Origin of the sequence: Wenzhouxiangella sp. 15190 (genome assembly GCF_003417465.1) — a bacterium.
GTDB lineage: Bacteria > Pseudomonadota > Gammaproteobacteria > Xanthomonadales > Wenzhouxiangellaceae > Wenzhouxiangella.
In genome coordinates this window covers 1-19,716 of the sequence record NZ_QVMV01000007.1, presented here as the reverse complement: position 1 = coordinate 19,716, position 19,716 = coordinate 1, and the positions used below count along the sequence as shown (strand labels likewise).

17 protein-coding genes are annotated in these 19,716 nt (G+C 63.1%); 6 read left to right on the top strand and 11 right to left on the bottom strand.

Features of this window, described 5'->3' with window-relative positions; translation table 11 throughout:
* Positions 1–14 precede the first annotated feature (14 nt).
* The 3 genes from sufT to DZK26_RS01270 all read right to left on the bottom strand — a co-directional run bounded on the left by sufT (position 15) and on the right by DZK26_RS01270 (position 3,170).
* Complete coding sequence (sufT, locus tag DZK26_RS01280; RefSeq protein ID WP_116897106.1) at positions 15–566, bottom strand: putative Fe-S cluster assembly protein SufT; 552 nt, start codon at positions 564–566, stop codon at positions 15–17.
* 230 nt (positions 567–796) lie between these two features.
* A complete protein-coding gene (locus DZK26_RS01275; protein WP_181918256.1) occupies positions 797–2,704 on the bottom strand; it encodes a M1 family metallopeptidase in 1,908 nt (635 codons plus the stop codon).
* 127 nt (positions 2,705–2,831) lie between these two features.
* Positions 2,832–3,170 (bottom strand): P-II family nitrogen regulator, encoded by a 339-nt coding sequence (locus DZK26_RS01270; protein WP_116897292.1) that lies wholly within the window; start codon positions 3,168–3,170, stop codon positions 2,832–2,834.
* Positions 3,171–3,291: 121 nt separating this feature from the next.
* Between DZK26_RS01270 and DZK26_RS01265 the strand changes: the two genes are divergently transcribed.
* Positions 3,292–3,528, top strand: coding sequence for an accessory factor UbiK family protein (locus DZK26_RS01265; protein WP_116897104.1), 237 nt, complete (start codon positions 3,292–3,294; stop codon positions 3,526–3,528).
* Between the two features lie 148 nt (positions 3,529–3,676).
* Here the strand turns inward: DZK26_RS01265 and DZK26_RS01260 are convergent, their stop codons facing one another.
* From DZK26_RS01260 to gshB, 5 genes are all read right to left on the bottom strand, one after another.
* The gene (locus DZK26_RS01260; RefSeq protein ID WP_116897103.1) at positions 3,677–4,576 is read right to left on the bottom strand and encodes an aspartate carbamoyltransferase catalytic subunit; all 900 of its coding nucleotides are present in this window, start codon (positions 4,574–4,576) and stop codon (positions 3,677–3,679) included.
* A complete protein-coding gene (ruvX, locus tag DZK26_RS01255) occupies positions 4,573–5,010 on the bottom strand; it encodes a Holliday junction resolvase RuvX (RefSeq protein WP_181918255.1) in 438 nt (145 codons plus the stop codon). The genes DZK26_RS01260 and ruvX overlap by 4 nt, the downstream gene beginning before the upstream one ends.
* Positions 5,003–5,524, bottom strand: coding sequence for a YqgE/AlgH family protein (locus DZK26_RS01250; protein ID WP_116897291.1), 522 nt, complete (start codon positions 5,522–5,524; stop codon positions 5,003–5,005). The genes ruvX and DZK26_RS01250 overlap by 8 nt, the downstream gene beginning before the upstream one ends.
* Positions 5,525–5,608: 84 nt before the next feature.
* Positions 5,609–6,478, bottom strand: a complete 870-nt coding sequence (locus DZK26_RS01245) for an energy transducer TonB (RefSeq protein ID WP_116897101.1) — start codon at positions 6,476–6,478, stop codon at positions 5,609–5,611.
* Positions 6,475–7,413 carry a glutathione synthase gene (gshB, locus tag DZK26_RS01240; RefSeq protein WP_116897100.1) on the bottom strand — a complete coding sequence of 313 codons (939 nt, stop codon included), beginning with the start codon at positions 7,411–7,413 and terminating at the stop codon, positions 6,475–6,477. The genes DZK26_RS01245 and gshB overlap by 4 nt, the downstream gene beginning before the upstream one ends.
* Positions 7,414–7,600: 187 nt before the next feature.
* Here gshB and DZK26_RS01235 point away from each other — a divergent pair, with 187 nt between their 5' ends.
* The 5 genes from DZK26_RS01235 (at position 7,601) to DZK26_RS01215 (ending at position 17,056) form a co-directional block, all read left to right on the top strand.
* Complete coding sequence (locus DZK26_RS01235; RefSeq protein WP_116897099.1) at positions 7,601–8,032, top strand: PleD family two-component system response regulator; 432 nt, start codon at positions 7,601–7,603, stop codon at positions 8,030–8,032.
* Positions 8,033–8,064: 32 nt separating this feature from the next.
* A complete protein-coding gene (locus DZK26_RS01230; protein ID WP_116897098.1) occupies positions 8,065–8,643 on the top strand; it encodes a chemotaxis protein CheW in 579 nt (192 codons plus the stop codon).
* Positions 8,644–8,798: 155 nt separating this feature from the next.
* Positions 8,799–10,838, top strand: a complete 2,040-nt coding sequence (locus DZK26_RS01225) for a methyl-accepting chemotaxis protein (protein WP_116897097.1) — start codon at positions 8,799–8,801, stop codon at positions 10,836–10,838.
* Between the two features lie 99 nt (positions 10,839–10,937).
* Positions 10,938–16,574 carry an Hpt domain-containing protein gene (locus DZK26_RS01220; protein ID WP_116897096.1) on the top strand — a complete coding sequence of 1,879 codons (5,637 nt, stop codon included), beginning with the start codon at positions 10,938–10,940 and terminating at the stop codon, positions 16,572–16,574.
* Positions 16,575–16,582: 8 nt separating this feature from the next.
* On the top strand, positions 16,583–17,056 hold the full coding sequence (locus DZK26_RS01215) for a chemotaxis protein CheW (protein WP_116897095.1): 474 nt from the start codon (positions 16,583–16,585) through the stop codon (positions 17,054–17,056).
* A gap of 212 nt (positions 17,057–17,268) precedes the next feature.
* Here the strand turns inward: DZK26_RS01215 and accC are convergent, their stop codons facing one another.
* From accC to aroQ, 3 genes are read right to left on the bottom strand one after another with little or no spacing between them, the layout of a single operon-like run.
* Positions 17,269–18,615 carry an acetyl-CoA carboxylase biotin carboxylase subunit gene (gene accC, locus DZK26_RS01210; protein WP_116897094.1) on the bottom strand — a complete coding sequence of 449 codons (1,347 nt, stop codon included), beginning with the start codon at positions 18,613–18,615 and terminating at the stop codon, positions 17,269–17,271.
* A 6-nt stretch (positions 18,616–18,621) separates the two neighbouring features.
* On the bottom strand, positions 18,622–19,107 hold the full coding sequence (gene accB, locus DZK26_RS01205; protein WP_116897093.1) for an acetyl-CoA carboxylase biotin carboxyl carrier protein: 486 nt from the start codon (positions 19,105–19,107) through the stop codon (positions 18,622–18,624).
* Positions 19,108–19,110: 3 nt separating this feature from the next.
* Positions 19,111–19,557 (bottom strand): type II 3-dehydroquinate dehydratase, encoded by a 447-nt coding sequence (gene aroQ, locus DZK26_RS01200; RefSeq protein ID WP_116897092.1) that lies wholly within the window; start codon positions 19,555–19,557, stop codon positions 19,111–19,113.
* Between the last annotated feature and the right edge of the window lie 159 nt (positions 19,558–19,716).

The window sequence follows — 19,716 nt, the reverse complement described above, 5'->3', positions numbered from 1 at the left end:
CGGCCCAGACCAACTCAAAACATGCCGGTCTCGAGCCGGGCTTCCTCGCTCATCATGTGCTGGTTCCAGGGCGGGTCGAAGACCAGGCGAACGTCGACCTTGTCGATGGTGGGAATGCGACCGATGCGATCCTCGACATCGGCGACCAGAATGTCGCCCATGCCGCAGCCTGGTGCAGTCAGGGTCATGTCGATCGACACGTGCCGGGAATCGCCGTCGATCTTTTCGATGTCGCACTCGTAGATCAGGCCCAGATCGAGGACGTTAATCGGGATTTCCGGGTCATAGACGGTCTTGAGCTGGCTCATGACCAGTTCCTCGACGTCCTCATCGGTGGCGTTCTCGGGCAGCCTGGGCGCCGGCGGCGGTTCCTTGCCGATGGCATCGGCCTCATCGCCGGCCAGACGGAACAGCCGGCCGTCGACGTAGATGGTGAAACTGCCGCCCATCTGCTGGGTGATGTAGCCGACGGTGCCGGCAGGCAGCTCCACCGGCGCGCCCTCGGGCACCATCACCACCTCGCAGTCGCGCTCGAATTTCACCGGCGTGTAGGAATTGCCGAACATGGCCCACCCGAAACAGGATTGAATTGGTCCCTATTATATCTGGGCCTGAGCCGGTGCTTGCAACAGATCCGGAACGTGAAATTCGGAAACCACGGAAGACACGGAATTCACGGAAAGAGTGAGAAGCTCAAAATCCCGGTAACCTTGGTTCGAAAGTTCACTGGGTCAGGCACGATCTCAGGTCATCAATCCGTGTGCTTCCGTGTCTTCCGTGGTTCCTCAAGTCCACTTTATTCCTGGTCAATATCCAGGGCGCGTTCGGCCGCCTGGCGGGTCAGGGGGTGATAGCCGGGTCGGGCGCGTTCGTACACGTCGATGGCCCACTCGCGGCCCCAGTCGGTGTCGGCCAGGGCGGCATAGAGCGGGCGGGTGAACTTGTTGCGGCCGACCTCGAGCAGAAAGGCCTCGAGCCGCTCGATGCCGGGCTCGTAGCGCGTCTCGATCGAGCGCATCAGCCACTGGAACAGGATTTCGTAGTTGCCCGACTCGGTCAGGGCGAAAGCCGCGTCCAATTCGGCCATGCGCTCGGCGTCCAGCTTGTCTTCCAGGCCGATGAGGAAATGCAGCCACTGGTAGACGGACCACTCATCGGCCGGAAGTTCCCCGGTCTCGGCGTCCCCGGCCAGCCAGCGCTTGCGCCAGTCGTCGACGCGCTCGAAGGCGTCCGATTCCGGTGCGACAGCGAACTCGGGCAGGCCCGGCTCGTAAAGCCATTGATCGACGGCTTCCATGGTCAGGGCGTCATGCTTGGAGACCAGGTTGGTCTCCAGGTAACCGCGGAAGGTTTCGGTCGAGATCGACTGGAAGGCGAAATGATCGAAGTAGGCGCGCAGGAATTCGTCGATGGTCTCGCGTCCCACACGGTGCTCGATCCAGTCCAGGAAAAACCGCCCCTTCGAATAGGGCACGCTGCTGAAGGCCTGTTCGGGGTCGCGCTCGTCGACATCCATCACCAGGCTGGCCATACCGTCTTCGGTCCCTTCCAGTTCCTCGACCAGGTCCTCCCATTCGAGTACCGCGAGCTGGCGAGCGACTTCCTCGCCGTAGAGGGCTTCCATGATGCGCGACTCGAAGTAGACGGTGAAGCCCTCGTTGAGCCAAAGGTCGCGCCAGGCGGCATTGGTGACCAGGTTGCCCGACCAGGAATGCGCCAGTTCGTGCGCGACCAGGGCCAGCAGGCTGCCGTCGCCGGCAATGATGGTGGGCGTGACGAAACTCAGGCGGGGGTTTTCCATGCCGCCGAAGGGAAAGCTGGGCGGCAGTACCAGCAGATCGTAGCGGCCCCAGCGGTACTCGCCGTAGAGATCGACGCCGATATCGATCATTTCCTCGAGCACGTCGAACTCCTCGGCCGCGGCCTCGATCCACTCGGGTTCGGCGTAAACGCCGGAGCGTTCGCCAATCTCGGCGAATCGAAGGTCGCCGACGGCGATTGCCATCAGGTAGGACGGCACCGGCTGCGGCATGTGGAAGTTGTACTCGCCGGACGCGTTACGCTCGACTGGATTGCCACCGGCGCCCATGACGGCCATGAGATCTTCGGGCACGCGAACGGTGACGTCAAAGGTATAGCGCACCGCCGGGGTGTCCTGCAGCGGCACCCAGGTGCGCGCGTAGTGCGGCTGGCTCTGCGAGAACATGAAGGGCTTGCCCGAGGAGGTCTGTTCGCCGTCGAGCCACTGCAGGCCAAAGGCCTCCGGCGAACTGGAATAGTCGATGCGCACCTCGTCGATGCCGTCCGGGAGCAGGATGACGAGCGGTTGCCCCAGCGACCCTTCCTGTTCGCCGAGACGCCAGGACAAGGGTCGATGATTGCCATCGGACTCGGGCGCCGTAACGTCCCGGATATCCAGCCCGCGGGTATCGAGCACCAGGCGGGGATGATCAGGATCGACGCGCTCGAGATCGAGCGTGACGTGTCCGGACAGAACGTGCGCGTCCATGTCGGCATCCAGGTCCAGGCGCAGGTGCCCCACGCGCACCTTCTCGTACTCGGAAAAGCTGTGCGGGTCGGCGCCGGTCTGAACCTTCCATTCCTCGGCCGGCTCGAGCGGTTCATTCGAACGATCCCCCTGGCAGGCCGCCAACAGCAGAATCGACAACAAGGCCAGCGGCCATCCTTTCGTTTTTACGGTCATTCCTGTTTCCTTGGTCTCTGGCACAAAGCCAAGAAATCCAGCGGGACGCCAAATCGGCATTCCGTGCATTCCGTGACTTCCGTGGTTGTCTGGTTCAGCAAGCGGGACGCATGCGGTGGGGCGCGCTCTAAAGCGCGTCGTCACCTTCTTCGCCGGTGCGGATGCGCACGGTACGCTCGACGTCGGTGACGAAGATCTTGCCGTCGCCGATACGACCGGACGAAGCGGTCTCGACGATGGTCTCGACCACCCGCTCGGCATCGTCGTCGGGCACGGCGATCTCGAGCTTGAGCTTGGGCAGGAAGTCGACCACGTACTCGGCCCCGCGGTAGAGCTCGGTATGCCCCTTCTGACGCCCGAAGCCCTTGACCTCGGACACCGTCATGCCGGTCACGCCCACCTCGCCGAGCGCGTCGCGCACGTCGTCGAGCTTGAAGGGCTTGATAATGGCGGTAATCAGTTTCATGAATGGCTCACCCGTGAATTGCAACCGCAGATTAACGCGGATGATACCGGAACAGGAATCCGCGTCCATCTGCCATCTGCGATAATCTCCGGTCTCTGGTCAATCCCCTTCGAGACATCTCATGCGCCCCGACTTTCAGACCCTCGACGAAATCACCCGCAAGCTGGCCGCGGCCGTGCCCCGGGAAGTGCGAACCGCCCGGGCCGAACTGGAAGAACAGTTCCGCGCCGTGCTCGAATCCGCCTTCGACCGCATGGACCTGGTCACGCGCGAGGAATTCGAGATTCAGAAGAAGGTGCTTCTTCGCACCAGGGAGAAGCTCGAGGCGTTGGAGAAGCAGCTGGAGGACCAGCAATGATCAAATTCCAAGCACCAATTTTCAAACAAGAACCTAATGTTCGAATGACCCAATGATCAAACCCCTTAGCACCAGCATGGGCACCCCGCTTGGGTCATTCGGTCATTGAAAATTGAAAATTGTTTGAAAATTGGAGTTTGGTAATTGGTCATTCTCCAAAGAGCCATTCGAAGATCGCCATCCTCGCAAACACCCCCATCCTGACCTGCTCCAGGATCAGTGAGCGTTCACCGTCGGCCACGGTCGCGTCGATTTCCATGCCGCGATTGATCGGCCCCGGATGCATGACCAGGCAGCCCGGCGCGGCATCGGCGAGGTCGTCCTCCTTCAGCCCCCAGTCGGCAAAGTAGCTTTCCCGGTCGGGCCAGCCGGCGCGGTCCATGCGCTCGTGCTGGACGCGCAGCATCATCACCACATCGGCCCCGCGCACGGCATCGGCCAGGTTGTCGTGCAGGCTCGCCGACGGCACCGGGGGGTTGGCCGGCAGCAGGGAATCCGGGCCGGCCAGGCGGATCTCGGACACGCCGAGACGCTGCCACAGCCGTATGCCGGAGCCGGCCACGCGCGAATGGCGGATATCGCCGACGACAGCCAGCTTCAGCCCGGAGAAATCGACCCCACGCGCCCGCAGCACGGCCGCATCCAGCAGCGCCTGGCTGGGATGGGCGTGGGTCCCGTCGCCGGCATTGATCAACCGCAGACCGGAGACGACGTCGGCCAGTTGACTGACACGATGGCTTTCGGGATGGCGCAGAACCACGCCGTCCACGCCCATGGCCGCCAGCGTGGCCGCGGTGTCCTCCAGCGTCTCGCCCTTGGTGGCCGAGGAATGATCGAGTTCGATATTGACCACTCGCATACCCAGGCGGCCGGCGGCCAGTTCGAAGGACACGCGCGTACGTGTGCTCGGCTCGTAGAACAGGTTGGCGACGGTGGCTTTTATGGCCGCCGCGTCACCACCGGCGGCCAACCCGCAGGCCCGGTTGAGAATGTGTTCGATGTCGTCGTCGGCGAGCCGGTCGATATCGAGAAGGTGTCGCTCGTTCACGAATTCTCCCCCATCCAGGATTCCAGGATCACCGCTGCGGCCACGCTGTCGAGCCGTTTGGCATCGCTGCGTTTCGCCCGCCCCTGCTGGCGGCGGCTGGCGTGACGCTCGGCGGCGGCATGTGAGCTCAACCGCTCGTCCTGGAAGCGGATATCGATGCCCGGCTGCTGATTTTCCAGCCGGTCGGCGAAATCGCGCACGCGACGACTCATGTCCGATTCGCTGCCGTCGCCGGCCAGCGGCAGGCCGATGACGATCAAGGACGGCCGCCACTGGCGCATGACGCTGTCGAGACCGGTCATCAGGCTTTCGCTGTCGCGGTAGCGAATCGGATCGAGGGGGCGGGCCGAGCCGGTCAACCTGTGCCCAATCGCCAATCCCACGGTGCGCTCTCCGAAATCGATGCCCAGCAGCGCACCGGCCGCTTCAGGCATGCCCGCCCGCCGGTTGCAGGGTGGCCACGTCGATGCCGAGTCGTGAAACGGCCTGTTCCCAGCGATCATCGACGGGCAGGTCGAAGATGATCTCGGCCGAGGCCATCACGTTCAACCAGGCGTTTTCGCGCATCTCCTCCTCGAGCTGACCGGGCTCCCAGCCGGCATAGCCGAGTGCAACCAGGAATTTCTCCGGTCCCTCGCCGTAAGCGATGGCTTCGAGGACGTCGCGTGAAGTCGTCACGCTGATGCCGTCGCCGACTTCGACCGTCGCCTCCCAGCTTCGGTCACCGCTGTGCAGCACGAAGCCACGCTCGGGATGAACCGGGCCGCCGACGTAGACGGGCATCGTGGCGATGCGCTCATCACTGCATTCCAGATCCAGCTGTTCGAGCACATCCTCGAGGACATACTCGGACTGGCGGTTGACGGTGATGCCCAGGGCGCCCTCGTCGTTATGCTGGCAAAGCAGCGTCACCCCGCGCATGAAATTGGGGTCTTCCATGCCGGGCATGGCGATCAGAAATTGATGCTCCAGATAACTCACGGTTTCATTCTATCAGCGGTCCCGCCGGCAGATATGGGGACGATCCGGAAATCAACCACTGCGCAACACACCCGAACCGGAAAACTGCCAGGTCCGCGTGATGGTCAACACGTCCACCTCGCGCCGAATCTCTTCAGGCAGCGGCGAGAAAGGCGCGGACAGCCGGACGATACGCACGGCGGCTTCATCGAGCACATCGTGCCCGGATGACTGCAGTACCCGGATTCGCCCGACACTGCCGTCCTCGAACACATCGACGCTGAGCACGAGCGCACCCGACAGATTCTCGCGCCGGGCCCGCTCGGGATAATTGACATTCCCCACGCGCTCGACCTTTGAGACCCAGGAACGCATGTAGCCGGCATAGAGGTGCTCGCGGGTATTCGCCGAGACGAACTTCCGACGGGGTCGCTCGGGATAGTCGGCGGCGTCGCTGAGCCGCTCGGTGGACGTACGCGCCATCGTATGCGACTGCTCGATGATTTCGCTGGTCGACACTTCCACGTCCGGATCCACCTCGGTTTCCTCACGCTTCGCCGGCGCGGGCTCATCGCCTTCGACCCGGACGATTTCGTCAACCTGTTCGGGCTGCTCTCGTTCGGCGGCATCGGTGGCCTCCTGCTCCAGCGGCGCAACCGTCTCTTCGGGGCTGGTGGCCACCGGCTCGGCCGGCCGATCGACTTCCTCGGCCGTGCCGCCGCCGCGCTGTGTCGCCTGAGCCAGGAAATCGGCCTCCTCGGGCGCCTTCTCGGTGGCGAAATCGACCATGACAACGTCCAGACTGCTAGGCACATCGTCGGGTCGCGAGCCGAGAAACTCGAAATGCACCAGGCCGATCAGGGCCGCATGCAGCCCGACGGCCAGCGCCACGGCGATGGCCAGCGAGTCGCTACCGCGTGCGGCTGGCCGCGCTGTTCTCATGGGTCGACTGCATCGAAGAGATCACTACTGATGTTGATCCCGAACTGCGCATCCAGTTCCCGCACACAGGTCGGTGAGGTGACATTGACCTCCGTCAGGCGGTCGCCGATGACATCGAGCCCGGCGAACTCGATGCCGTACTCGAGCAGTACCGGCCCCACCGCCTCGGCGATGGCGCGGTCGGCATCGCCCAGCGGCCGGCCTTCGCCACGCCCGCCGCGCGCCAGGTTGCCGCGAAAGTCGTCCTGGCCGGGAATACGCGCCAGCAGTTTGTCGACCGGCCGACCATGGACAAGCAGGATGCGCTTGTCGCCCTCGGAAATGGCCGGCAGGTATTCCTGCGCCATTGCCAGCCGCTGCCCGTTGTCGGTCAGCGTTTCGATGACGACGTTGAGATTGCGGTCGTCGCGCTCGAGCAGAAAAATACTCTTGCCGCCCATGCCGTCGAGCGGCTTGAGCACGGCCCGGTCCGCTCCCTGGACAAAATCGCGCAACCTGGTCGCGTCAGCACTGACGACGGTTTCGGGAATCAGCTCCGGAAAACGCGCGATGGCCAGTTTCTCGTTGAAATCCCGCAGCGACTGGGGCCGATTGACCACCCGGGCGCCGGCCGTTTCAGCCAGCTCGAGCAGGTAAGTGGCCATCAGGTAGTTGTTGTCCACGGGCGGGTCGGCGCGCATCAGGACCAGGTCGTCGTCACCCAGCGGCCGGTCGGCCGTCTCGCCCAGTTGGTACCAGTCGCCGGCATCGTCCTGAACCCGAATCGAGCGCATGCGCGCGCAGGCCCGGGCACCGTCGAGATACAAATCGGTGTCACCGAGATACCACATCTGGTAGCCGCGGCGCTGACCCTCGAGCAGCATCGCGAATGTGGTGTCCTTGACGACCTTGATGGCGGCAATGTCATCCATCACCACGACGAGATTCTTGCGCATGCAGGCTCCATTGGGTCAGACTGGCTTGCACCAGGGGCATTGATCGGCGTCCGGGGATTGGAGAAATATCTGTATTCCCATGGACTTCTGTGACACAATTCTACTGGATTGGCAAATCCGTCAAAGATAGACTAACCTAGGTCGATAGGGTCTTAGGGTGTATTACGCCAGCAGCATCGGGTAGACAATGAGCGCAGATCAGAACACGGACAGCGGGGATAACGGAGCGACCGATCTGAGCGGTCTAAAGATCATGCTGATCGACGACAGTCGGACCATTCGTCGTTCGGCCGAGACCATGCTCAGCAAGGAAGGCTGTGAGGTTATCACGGCCAACGACGGCTTCGAGGCGCTGGCGCTGATCCACAAGCACGAACCCGATCTGATTTTCGTGGACATCATGATGCCACGGCTGGACGGCTACCAGACCTGCGCCATCATCAAGAACAACGCGCGTTTCAAGAACGTGCCCGTGGTCATGCTGACCAGCAAGGACGGTCTGTTCGACAAGGCAAGGGGGCGTATCGTCGGATCCGATCACTACCTGACCAAGCCATTCACGCGCGACGAGCTGCTTGCGGCCGTGCGCCAGCAGCGCGAACGGACCAAAGCGGCCTGACGGTGGCCGTCAGAGGAGATTCGAGAGGGACGATGCAAGGGGACCAGCAACTCGCGACTGCTACCGGATCCGGCCGCCTTTCGCTGTTTGCGCGGCTGGCCGAATATGAAAAGCGCAGTCTCGAGCACGATGTCGGTGAAGCAGCCCGCCAGCAGCAGATCAGTAACTGGGACGGCGTCGTCTTCCGTCTGGGTGATTACTATCTGACCTGCCGGATCGACCAGGTCGAGGAGATCATCGCTTTTCCACCGTATACCGCCCTCCCTGGCGCGAAGGACTGGTTGCTGGGCATCGCGAACGTTCGCGGCAACCTTGCGCCGGTCTCGGATCTCGGCTGGTATCTGTTCGGCAGCCGCACGCCCGTAACCAACCGCACGCGGTTGATCATTACCCGCATGCAAGGCCGATTGGCCGGGCTGGTCGTCGACGAGGTCTTCGGCCAGCGCCACTTCCACACCGACGATCGCAAAGACGAAGCCGACTGGAACGATACGCCGCTTTCCGGGCTGGTCTCGCAACAGTTCGAAACCAGCGAACGAACCTGGGGTGTGCTCAGGATCGACAAGCTCCAACGCAACCAGGAATTCATCAACGGCGCCCGAGAAGACTGAATCCAGGGGACGGATAAAGTGCAAGAAAATTTCCAACACATTTCGCACCGACAAAGCATACGGGCATTGATTCGAACCGCAGCAGATGGAGACGGCATCCGGTCTCAGGGCGTGGCTACCGGGTGCTCCGAAGTATTCAACAATGAGGTGAAGGCATGAGTAGCGTCGCGACACAAACAACACAGCAGCGACTTTCTCGCACACAGTCGCTGCTGTTCATCCTGCTGGTGCTCCTGCTGGGCCTGGTGGCCTACAATTTCTATCTGCTCAACCAGCGCAACGTTCAGGAAACCCAGTATCTCGGGCTGACGACCGAAATCCAGGTGCGCGCCCAGCAGCTTGCAAAGGCAGCCGGTGAAGCCGCCGTCGGTAACTTCGAGGCCTTCGACGAACTGGGCACCACGCGCAATACCATCGATGAATCGATCAATCAGTTGCGCGACGGCAATCCGGAATCCGGGCTGCCGCCGTCGCCCGACCGGGTCGACGCGCCGCTGTCGACGCTCGAGGAAATCTGGTCGGGCATCGACGACAACGCCACGAGCATCCTTGACCGTTCCGACCTGGTGGTCCAGCTTGCCGAGTCCGCGCAGGCCTTCTCGAGCAACATTCCGCGCCTTCAGGCCCAGGCCGACGAAGTCGTCCGGCGCATGATCGAAACCGGCGCGCCCAGCGTCCAGGTTTACGTCGCCAGCCGGCAACTCGCCCTCGCCGACCGCATGCTGCGGCGCGTCAACACGATCCTCGACGGCGGCCAGGGGTCGATCACGGCTGCCGACCAGTTCAGCCGCGACGCCAGCCTTTTCAACCGTGTACTCGAAGGCCTGATCAACGGCGATGAAGAACTCGGCCTTCAGGCGGTACGCAACAGTACCGTGATGGAGGCCCTGGCCGACGTGGTGCCGATCTTCGAGGAAGTGCGCTACGACGTCGACACCATCCTGACCGCCTCGACCGATCTGTTCGAGGTACGCGAAGCCTCCGACGAGATCTTCCTCGACTCGCAGGACCTCACCGACCAGGCGCGCGAGCTGGCCGACGACTACGCCAACCTGGGTGAAGGCGTCATCTGGCCCTCCCTGCTGGCCGGGCTGATCATTGCCGCCGCCGCCCTATTCATCCTGTTCATGATCGGTGCCAGCGCCTACTTCCAGCAGCGCCGCGCGGCCAGGCGAACCGCCGAGGTCAACCAGCGAAACCAGGAAGCCATCCTGCGCCTGCTCGACGAAATGTCCTCGCTCGCCGATGGTGACCTGACCGTACAGGCAACCGTGACCGAAGACGTCACGGGCGCAATCGCCGACTCGGTCAACTACGCCGTGGAGGCCCTTCGCGACCTGGTCTCGGGCGTCAACACCACGGCGCAGCAGGTGGCCGCCCAGGCCCAGGAAACGCGGGCGACGACCACCCAGCTGGCCGAGGCCAGCGAACACCAGGCCCAGGAAATTCGCTCGGCGACCGAAACGATCAACGAAATGGCCCAGTCCTTCGACGACATGGCCAAGCGCTCGAGCGAGTCGGCCGATGTCGCGCAAAACTCGGTCGAGATCGCCAACCGCGGCGCCGACATGGTGCGGCAGACGATCACGGGCATGGACAGCATTCGTGACCAGATCCAGGAAACTTCCAAGCGAATCAAGCGTCTGGGTGAGTCCTCGCAGGAGATTGGAGACATCGTCGAGCTGATTAACGGCATTTCCGAACAGACCAACGTACTCGCCCTCAACGCCGCCATTCAGGCCGCTTCGGCCGGCGGTGCGGGACGCGGGTTCGCGGTCGTGGCCGACGAGGTCCAGCGCCTGGCCGAACGCGCCACCAATGCGACGCGCCGAATCGAGGCCCTGGTGCAGACGATTCAGGCCGACACCTCCGAGGCCGTCACCTCGATGGAACAGACGACTTCCCAGGTGGTTTCCGGCGCGCGCCTGGCCGAGGACGCCGGTGAAGCGCTGGAGTCCATCGAGAACGTGTCGAACGACCTCGCCGGTCTGATTGCCGAAATCTCCAAGCAGGCCCAGACGGAGTCGAAGAACGCCACGCGCATCGCCGAGATGATGAACTCGATTCGCGACATTTCCATCCAGACAACGGAAGGGACCGGCCAGACCGCCAAGTCGGTGGCCAACCTCGCCGATCTGGTGCGCGATTTGCGCGATTCGGTGGCCGACTTCAAGCTGCCCGAAGACGAGGACTGAACGACCGCCGGTGGTCGGAGCGTCCAGCGCCCACCGCCGTGACGGCAACCCCCGGAGGCCGAATGACATGCGTTGTAGCCCGCTGAACAACTTGTCGACATGAGCAGCTCGAGTACCAACCAGTCCCTGCAGTGGACCCGCCCGCTGATCGACGAACTCGGCCAGGAAATTCTCCAGTCGATCGAGCAATGGAGCGAGGCCGGAACCGACCGCGATCCGGCCGACCTCGACAGCGCGATCGAGGCCAGTCGGCGCATTGCCGGCAGCCTGTCGGTGCTGGAGTTCGAAAGCGGGGATCTGCTCGGCGACGCCATGGTCGAAGTGCTCGAGGCCCTGCGCAAGGACGACTTCGGACGCGAAGAAGAGGCGCTCAACGCGCTCATGGAAGCGACGGCCGTCCTGCCCGACTACCTCGACTATCTCGAAAGCACCCAGCGCGACGCACCGCTGGTTCTGCTGCCGACCATCAATAACCTGCGTGCCGTCGTCGGCGCCACACCGCTTGACGAGTCGGAGTTCTTCCGCCCGCAGCTCGAGCATGTAGTGCTTCCCGAGGGCGGTGAAACACCACCCACCGCCGGTCTGCGCCGGAGCTTTCAGCAAGCCCTGGGCAAATTCCTGGTCAACAACGACGACGAGGACGCACTCGCCGAACTCACGCGCATTGGCCTTGCCATGCGCGACAACCCCGACCTGCCCGCTTCCGCCCGCCGAACCGGCTGGGCCGCAGCCGCCGTTTCCGCCTCGCTGCAGGCCGGCGAGCTCGAGAGCAATCCGACGATGGCCCGCCTTTACGCGCGCCTCGACGCCCTGCTCAAGACGCTAGCCGACGGCGGCACCGACATCGATGAAACGGCCGACGACCTCTGTCGCAGCTTCCTGTTCAACCTGGTGATGCACCGTCCGGCCAACGACCTGGCCGTGCAAGCCTATGACGCATTCCGGCTCGACGAGTACGCCCCGGATGCAACCGGGCAGTCGCGCGCTTTCCTGGCGGGAAAGAACCGCGGCCTGTTCGCCGCCGTCACCCAGGCCGCCCGCGAAGACCTGGCACAGATCAAGGACACGCTCGGCACGCAGCTGGAAGGATCGGCCGATCCCGACCTGCTGGAAAAGCAGACCGAACTGCTCGGCTCGGTGGGCGAGTCGCTGGCCATGCTCGGCCTCGACAACCTGGCCCGGCGCATTCACGCCCAGGCTGATCGCCTGGCCGACCTGGGTTCCGATCCGGAAGATCCCGCATTGCTGTCGGTCGCTCGCGAGTTGCTTATCGTCGAATCGCAACTGGAAGAGAACCAGGACGTCATCGAGGCCGAAGCCGGCGGCGAAGACGAAGAAGACACGGGTACGCTGCTACCGCCCTCGGAGTGGCGCCGCGTGTTGCGACAGGTTTTCCACGAGGCCGGTGAAGATCTTTCCCACGCCAAGAGCCTGCTCGACGCCGTCAATCGCGGCAAGGCTGAGCCCGATGCCGCCGGCGAAGCACACGAAATGCTCGACCGGATCGGCCACGTGCTCTACATGGCCGAACTCGAAGACGGCGCGGCCATGCTGGTGGCCGCGACGCACCTGATCGACGATCAGTTGATCGACAGTGACCAGCCATCCGAAGAGCGGCTCGAAACCCTGGCCGAAGCCTTGACCGTCTCCGAGTTCTACTTCGACGCCCAGACAAGGCTCGACGAAAAGGGGCGCCAGTATTTCGCCAACACGCGCCAGAAGCTCGAAGAACTGGGCTACTGGCCGGGCAGCGCCGAGGTCGAGGCAGGCCCGACGGCCGAGCCTGGCGCTGAAGCCGAGTTCGAAGCCCCGCTGGACGAAGAAGCGGCCGCCGAGCAAGCGGCGACGGAAGAAACGGAAGCGACTGAAGCACTGGCTGGCGACACCGAAGAGGAACTCGAATTCGAAACCGACTTCGAAATGGACGAGGAGCCGGGCGCCCAGCCCGAAGAAACAGCGGAAGAAGCCACCGAGTCGCCTGACGGGGAAACGCGGGAAAGCATCGAAGCCGAAACCGGGGAGACCGCGGAGACGCCGCCTGAAGACGCGCTCGCCACGATGGGTGGCATGGACGATTTCGATATCGTCGAAATCTTCCTGGAAGAGTTCGACCAGGAGCTCGAAACGCTACAGGCCACGCTGCCGGAGTGGCGCGAAGAGCCCGACAACAACGATGTCCTCACGACCATTCGCCGCTCCTTCCATTCCCTGAAGGGTTCGGGCCGGATGGCGGGCGCCGATGAGATCGGCGAATTCTCCTGGCAGATCGAGAATTTGATGAACCGCGTCATCGAAGGCCAGGTAAGCCCCGAACCGGGCGTGATGGAATTGGTCGAGTCGGCCGTGCGCATGTTGCCGAGCATGCGCGCCCGCCTCAGCGGACAGGGAGAGCAGGAATACGACGAAGCCGCCTGCGCAGAGCTCGCGCAGAACGTCGAACAGGTCGCTTCCGGCGAGGTCTCGCCTGCCGCGGCGGCCACGGTTGCCGAAAACGCGGAGTTGGAGGGCCTCGACCCGACCATGATCGAGCTGATGGTCAAGGAACTCTCGGAGAACCTCGAGACACTCGATCAATGGGTCGACCGGACTCAGGAAGCCGACATGCCACGGCCCATCGACGATCAGCTGGTCCGGGCCGTTCACACCATGAAAGGCACCATGCGCCTGGCGCCAATCGGCAATGAAAAAGACACGGCCCAAATCTTAGAGCAATATCTCGAGGAACTCGCCCATTCCGGCGAGGCGCCGGACGAGGCGGGTCTGAAAGTGATTCTCGAGTGCCAGGAGCTGTTCCACAAACGACTGGGTCGCCTGCAGGGCGAGTCCGTCGAAGACGAAGAGTTCGAGACCGGTGAATTGTCATCCGAACTGCGCCGCCTGCACGGCCTGGCCTATCGTGACCGCACCGAGGTTGAGCCGTTCTCACCGGCCGCCGGGTTCTCCGAAGAGGGAGCCCCGGAACCGGCCGAGGAGACGGCTGAGGAGACGACCGAGCCGTCGACCGACGAGGAACCCGTGTTCAGCTCGGACTCCGAGGAACCGGGCGACGAAAGCGACGAGGACGATATATTCGGACTGGATGAAGTGGCTTCGGAAGCGATTGACGAAGCGGCCGAAGCATTGGCCGACGAGGACGCGGAGGCCGACGAAGAGCTCGCACCCGAAGCTTCCGAGGGCGCCGAACGGGAATCCGACACGGAGCCGGAAGCCGAGATTGAGGACGAGACGGAATTCGAAGAGACAGCTTCGACCGATGTCGTTCCGGAAGAGGCAGCGGCCGAAGAAGCCGGGCCCGAAGCTGAAGCGTCAGCACCGGAGGCCGAGCCCGAAACGACCGAGAGCGAAGCGGAATTCGAGGCAGAGGCAGAACCCGAGCCCGAGATTGAAACCGAGCCCGAACCCGAGCCTGAACCCGAACAAGCAGCAGAGGAACTCTACGCCGATCTCGACGAGGATCTGCTGGAAGCTTTCCTGGAAGAAGCCGGGGAAGTGCTCGAGCACGCCGACGATGCACTTCAGCAGTGGCGCGAGTCACCGGAAGACAAGGCGCTGGTCACCAGCCTCCAGCGCGACCTGCACACCATCAAGGGCAGTTCGCGCATGGTCGGGCTCGACGCCATCGGCTCGGTGGCCCACGTCATGGAAGAACTGCTGGAAGGCATCGCCGCCGGCATCCATCGCACGACGCCCGAACGGATCGATGCACTCGAGGCCGGCTGCGATCACCTGCATGGCATGGTCGAGGCCGTCGAAAAGCGCGAACCGATGCCCGAGCGGCCCAGCGGCGGCCTCTTCCCGGAACAGGTCGAGGAACTCGAGGAAACCGAGATCCTGCCGGAGCTGGCGGAGGAAGACCAGGCTGCGACCGAAGAGGCGGAAGAAACCCAGGTCGCTCGCACGGAAACGCTGCGTGTGCCCGCCAATCTGGTCGACGATCTCGTCAACTTCGCCGGCGAGATCAGCATCTTCCGTTCGCGCCTGGAAGAGCAGGTCAACGTCTTTCGCAACAACGTGGCCGAAGTCGACGAGACGGTCATCCGCCTGCGTGACCAGCTGCGGAAACTCGAGATCGAAACGGAAGCCCAGATCCTGGCGCGCTACGAACGCGAGCACGGCCCGGCCGACGAAGCCTTCGACCCGCTCGAACTCGACCGCTATTCCACCATCCAGCAGCTGTCGCGGGCGCTGGGCGAGTCCGTCAACGACCTCACCAGTCTGACCAGCATCCTCGACGACGCCACGCGCCAGTCAGAAACGCTGCTGATGCAGCAATCGCGCGTGAACACGGAATTGCAGGAAGGCCTGATGCAGGCCCGCATGGTGGGCTTCAACACCTTGCTGCCGCGCTTCCGTCGCGTCGTTCGCAACGCCGCGCGCGATCTCGAAAAACAGGCACACCTGGAGGTCGACATCGAGGGCGACGGCCAACTCGACCGTTCGGTACTCGACCGCATTACCGCGCCGCTGGAGCACCTATTGCGCAATTCCGTCTCGCACGGGATCGAATCACCCGAACAACGGCGCCAGGCCGGCAAACCCGAGACCGGTTCCATCCATATCGATGTCAGCCGCGAGGCCACCGAACTGGTCCTGCGCGTGAGCGACGACGGCGCCGGACTCAACCTCGACGCCATCCGGCAACGCGGCATCGATCAGAATTTGCTGGACGATCCAGACGGTGCCAACGATCGCGAACTCGCCCAGTTGATCTTCCGCCCCGGATTCAGTACCGCCGATCAGGTCAGCGAACTGGCCGGCCGGGGCATCGGCATGGACGTAGTTGCCAACGAGGTTCGACAGATCGGCGGCAGCGTACGCGCCGACTCGGAAGCCGGCAAGGGTGCGCTGTTTACCATCCGCATTCCGCTGTCGCTGACGGTCATGCAGGCCATCATGGTGCGCGTGTCCGACCGGCAGTTCGCCATTCCGCTACAGGCCGTGCGCGGCGTGACACGCATGCTCGGTTCCGAGTGGGAGCGCCAGGTTCACTCCAGCGACCCGCACCAGGAATACGCCGGCGAGGAGTATCCGCTGCTCGAACTGGAGACCCAGCTCGGCTTTGATGTCGAGGAACACCCCGAAGGCACACTGTCGCTGCTGATGATCGAGTCCGGAGAACACCGGGCCGCGCTACGAGTCAGCGAGCTGCAGGGGCATCGTGAAATCGTGATCAAGCCCGTCGGCCCGCAGGTCAGCTCGATCACCGGCATCCTCGGCGGCACCATCACCGGTGACGGCCAGGTGGTGCCCATCCTCGACATGGGCCCGCTGATTCGCCGCGCCTTCGACAAGAACCTGCTGCCCGGTCACGAAGCCGAGTACGAACGCGCCGAACGCGCCGAAGAAATCAAGCGCACGCCGCTGGTCATGGTGGTCGACGACTCCATTACCATGCGCCGCGTGACGGCCCGCGTGCTCGAACACCGTGGGCTCGAGGTGGTCACCGCCCGCGACGGGCTGGATGCCGTGGAATCCATGTTCGAACGCGTACCGGACCTGATCCTGCTCGATATCGAGATGCCGCGCATGGACGGTTACGAGCTTGCCACTCATGTGCGCAACGATCCGCGCCTGAAGGATGTGCCGATGGTGATGATCACCTCGCGTAGCGGCGAGAAGCACCGTCAGCACGCCAAGCAACTGGGCGTCGACGGTTACCTGACCAAGCCTTACCAGGAAGGCGATCTCATCGAGGAAGTCTTCGGTCGGCTCCGCATGCCCGTGCCCCAAGGATAAGATCAGCCATGTCCGAAACCGAAATTCGCAGCGTATTGGTTCCCGTAACCGGCGTCGAATTGTTGCTGCCCAACGCCACCGTGGCCGAAATGGTCGGGTTTTCCGAACCCGACCCGATTCCCGAGGCCGTCGACTGGGTGCTGGGCACCATCCTCTGGCACGGCTGGCAGGTGCCGGTGATCAGCTACTCGCGCCTGATCGAGAAATCCGATGGAGAGGACCTCGACGGCGCACGCATCTGCATCCTCAAGACCCTGATCGACACCGACCGCATGCCCTACATGGCGATCGTCACACAGGGCCATCCCAGGCTGGTAACGATCACCGAGGACAACCTCGAGGAAATTCCGACGGACTCCAACCCGATTGCAGTCGCCGGCTGGGCCGAGATCGACGGTCAAGAAGCGGTCATCCCCGACCTCGACCGCCTGGGCCACCTCGTGGCACATGCGGCCTTTGGTGCATTGCCTCTTACGAGCTAGCTATCCGGCGAGCCGTGCCGATAAGACGGCACGGTGGTCGAAATTCGAAATACGAATATCGAAATCCGAAACAAGCACGAAGCACGAAGCACGAAATTCGAAACAAAACACTTCAGACCGCCGCGTTTCGTATTTGGGTTTTCGAATTTGTTTCGTATTTCGTATTTCGGATTTCGAGTTTTACCGATCACTAGAGCCTTCCCGATCGGATATCACGTCTTTAGCAGTTTCTCGAGGTAGTGGATGTTGGTGCCGCCCTGTCGGAAGCTTGAATCCTGCATCAGGCGCTGGTGCAGGGGAATATTGGTCACCACGCCCCTGAGGACGATTTCGTCGAGAGCCACGCGCATACGCTCGATGGCCGCCTCGCGCGTCTCCCCGAAGGTGATCAGCTTGCCGATCATCGAGTCATAGTTGGGCGGCACCTTGTAGCCGTCGTAGATGTGTGAATCCACCCGAACGCCCGGCCCGCCAGGCGCGTGGAAGGCCTCGATGGTACCCGGCCTCGGAATGAACTTCTCCGGATCCTCGGCGTTGATGCGACACTCGATCGCATGCCCCTGGAAATGCACGTCTTCCTGGCGAAAGGGCAGCGGCTCGCCGGCGGCCGCCAGAATCTGGGCCCGAATCAGGTCCAGCCCGGTCACGCACTCGGTCACCGGATGCTCGACCTGGATGCGGGTGTTCATCTCGATGAAATAGAACTCACCGTCCTCGTAGAGGAACTCGAAAGTCCCTGCTCCAAGATAGCCGATGCGCTTGCAGGCATCGGTGCAGATCTTGCCGATGCGCTCGCGCTCTTCATCGGTGATGCCCGGCGCCGGCGCCTCCTCGATGACTTTCTGGTGGCGGCGCTGCATCGAACAATCACGCTCACCCAGGTGCACGGCATTGCCGTGCGAGTCGGCCAGCACCTGGACCTCGACGTGGCGCGGGTTGGTCAGGAACTTCTCCATGTAGACCGTCGCGTCGCCGAAGCCGCTCTTGGCCTCCTGGCGCGTGAGGCTGATGGACCTGATCAGATCGTCGGGATCCTCGACCACCCGCATGCCTCGACCCCCGCCACCGGCGGCGGCCTTGATCAATACCGGATAGCCGATTTCGTCCGCCAGCTTGCGCGAGCGGCGGTCGTCCTCGTTGAGCGGACCGTTGGACCCGGGTACGCATGGTACGCCGGCCTGGTGCATGGCATTGATGGCCGAGACCTTGTCGCCCATCAGGCGGATCGTCTCCGCACGCGGCCCGATAAAGGTGAAGCCCGATTCCTCGACGCGCTCGGCGAAATCGGCGTTTTCGGCCAGGAAGCCATAGCCGGGATGAACGGCTTCGGCGTCGGTGACCTCCATGGCCGCGATGATGGCCGGCACGTTCAGATAGCTCTGGTTGGCCGGCGCCGGGCCGATGCAGACCGACTCGTCGGCCATGCCGACGTGCTTGAGATTGCGGTCCACCGTGGAGTGAACGGCCACCGTACGAATGCCCATGGCGTGACAGGCGCGCAGGATGCGCAGCGCGATCTCCCCGCGGTTGGCGATGAGTACCTTCTTGAATGGTGCCATGATGCCTCAGGCCTTGCGGATCACGAACAGGGGTTCGTCGAACTCGACGGGATGGCCGTCCTCGACCAGCACGGCAACCACTTCGCCGCTGAACTCGGCCTCGATCTGGTTGAACATCTTCATCGCCTCGATCAGGCAGAGCGTATCGCCGGAGGCCACCTTGCTTCCCACGTTCACGAACGGCTCCGACTCGGGGTTGGGCGAGGAATAGAAGGTGCCGACCATCGGCGAGCGAACCACTTCGCCTTCCGGCAGGGTTTCGCCCGACTCGGACGGCGGCTGTGGCCCGGCCGACAATTCTGCGGACGCCGGCTGGGGAGCGGGCGCCTGCTGTTGTGCCGGTGCCGAAACCGGCGCCTGGGCGGTCTGCGCCGCCTGCTGCGAGTAGTGACGGATCAGGCGCACCGATTCCTCGCCTTCGTGAATCTCGATCTCGGCGAGCTCCGATTCCTCGAGCAGCTCGATCAGTTTCTTGATTTTTCTGAGGTCCATGGTCTATCCCGAAGCATTGATCTTGTTGATGACAGCCTGCAGCGCCAGCAGGTAGGAATCGACGCCCAGCCCCGCGACCAGGCCCTCGGCCAGGTCGCTGAAATGGGAGTGGTGCCGAAACGGTTCGCGGCGATGCGGGTTGCTCAGGTGAATCTCTATGAAAGGCAGGGCGACCGCCGCCAGCGCATCGCGAACGGCGACGGAGGTATGCGTGAACGCGGCCGGATTGATCAGGATCCAGTCCGTGCCGTCTGCGGCCGCCGCCTGGATTCGGTCGACGAGCTCGTGCTCGGCATTGGACTGGAACGTTGACAGGTCGATATCGTTGCTGACCGCCAGGCGCGCCAGACGAGCATTGATGTCATCGAGCGTGTCCTGACCGTAGACCTCGGGCTCGCGCTGCCCGAGCAGGTTCAGATTGGGTCCGTGAACGACGAGAACGGCCGTCATGCCGGCTCCTGCCCTGAAAGAATGGCGAGTGTGCCCCATCTGGCGAAAAATGTCCACACGTTCGGTGAAGTTCGGCGAAGATACGGTGCCGAATGGAGTGTGAAGTGTGAAGTGTGAAGTGTGAAGTGTGAAGTGTGAAGTGTGAAGTGTGAAGTGTGA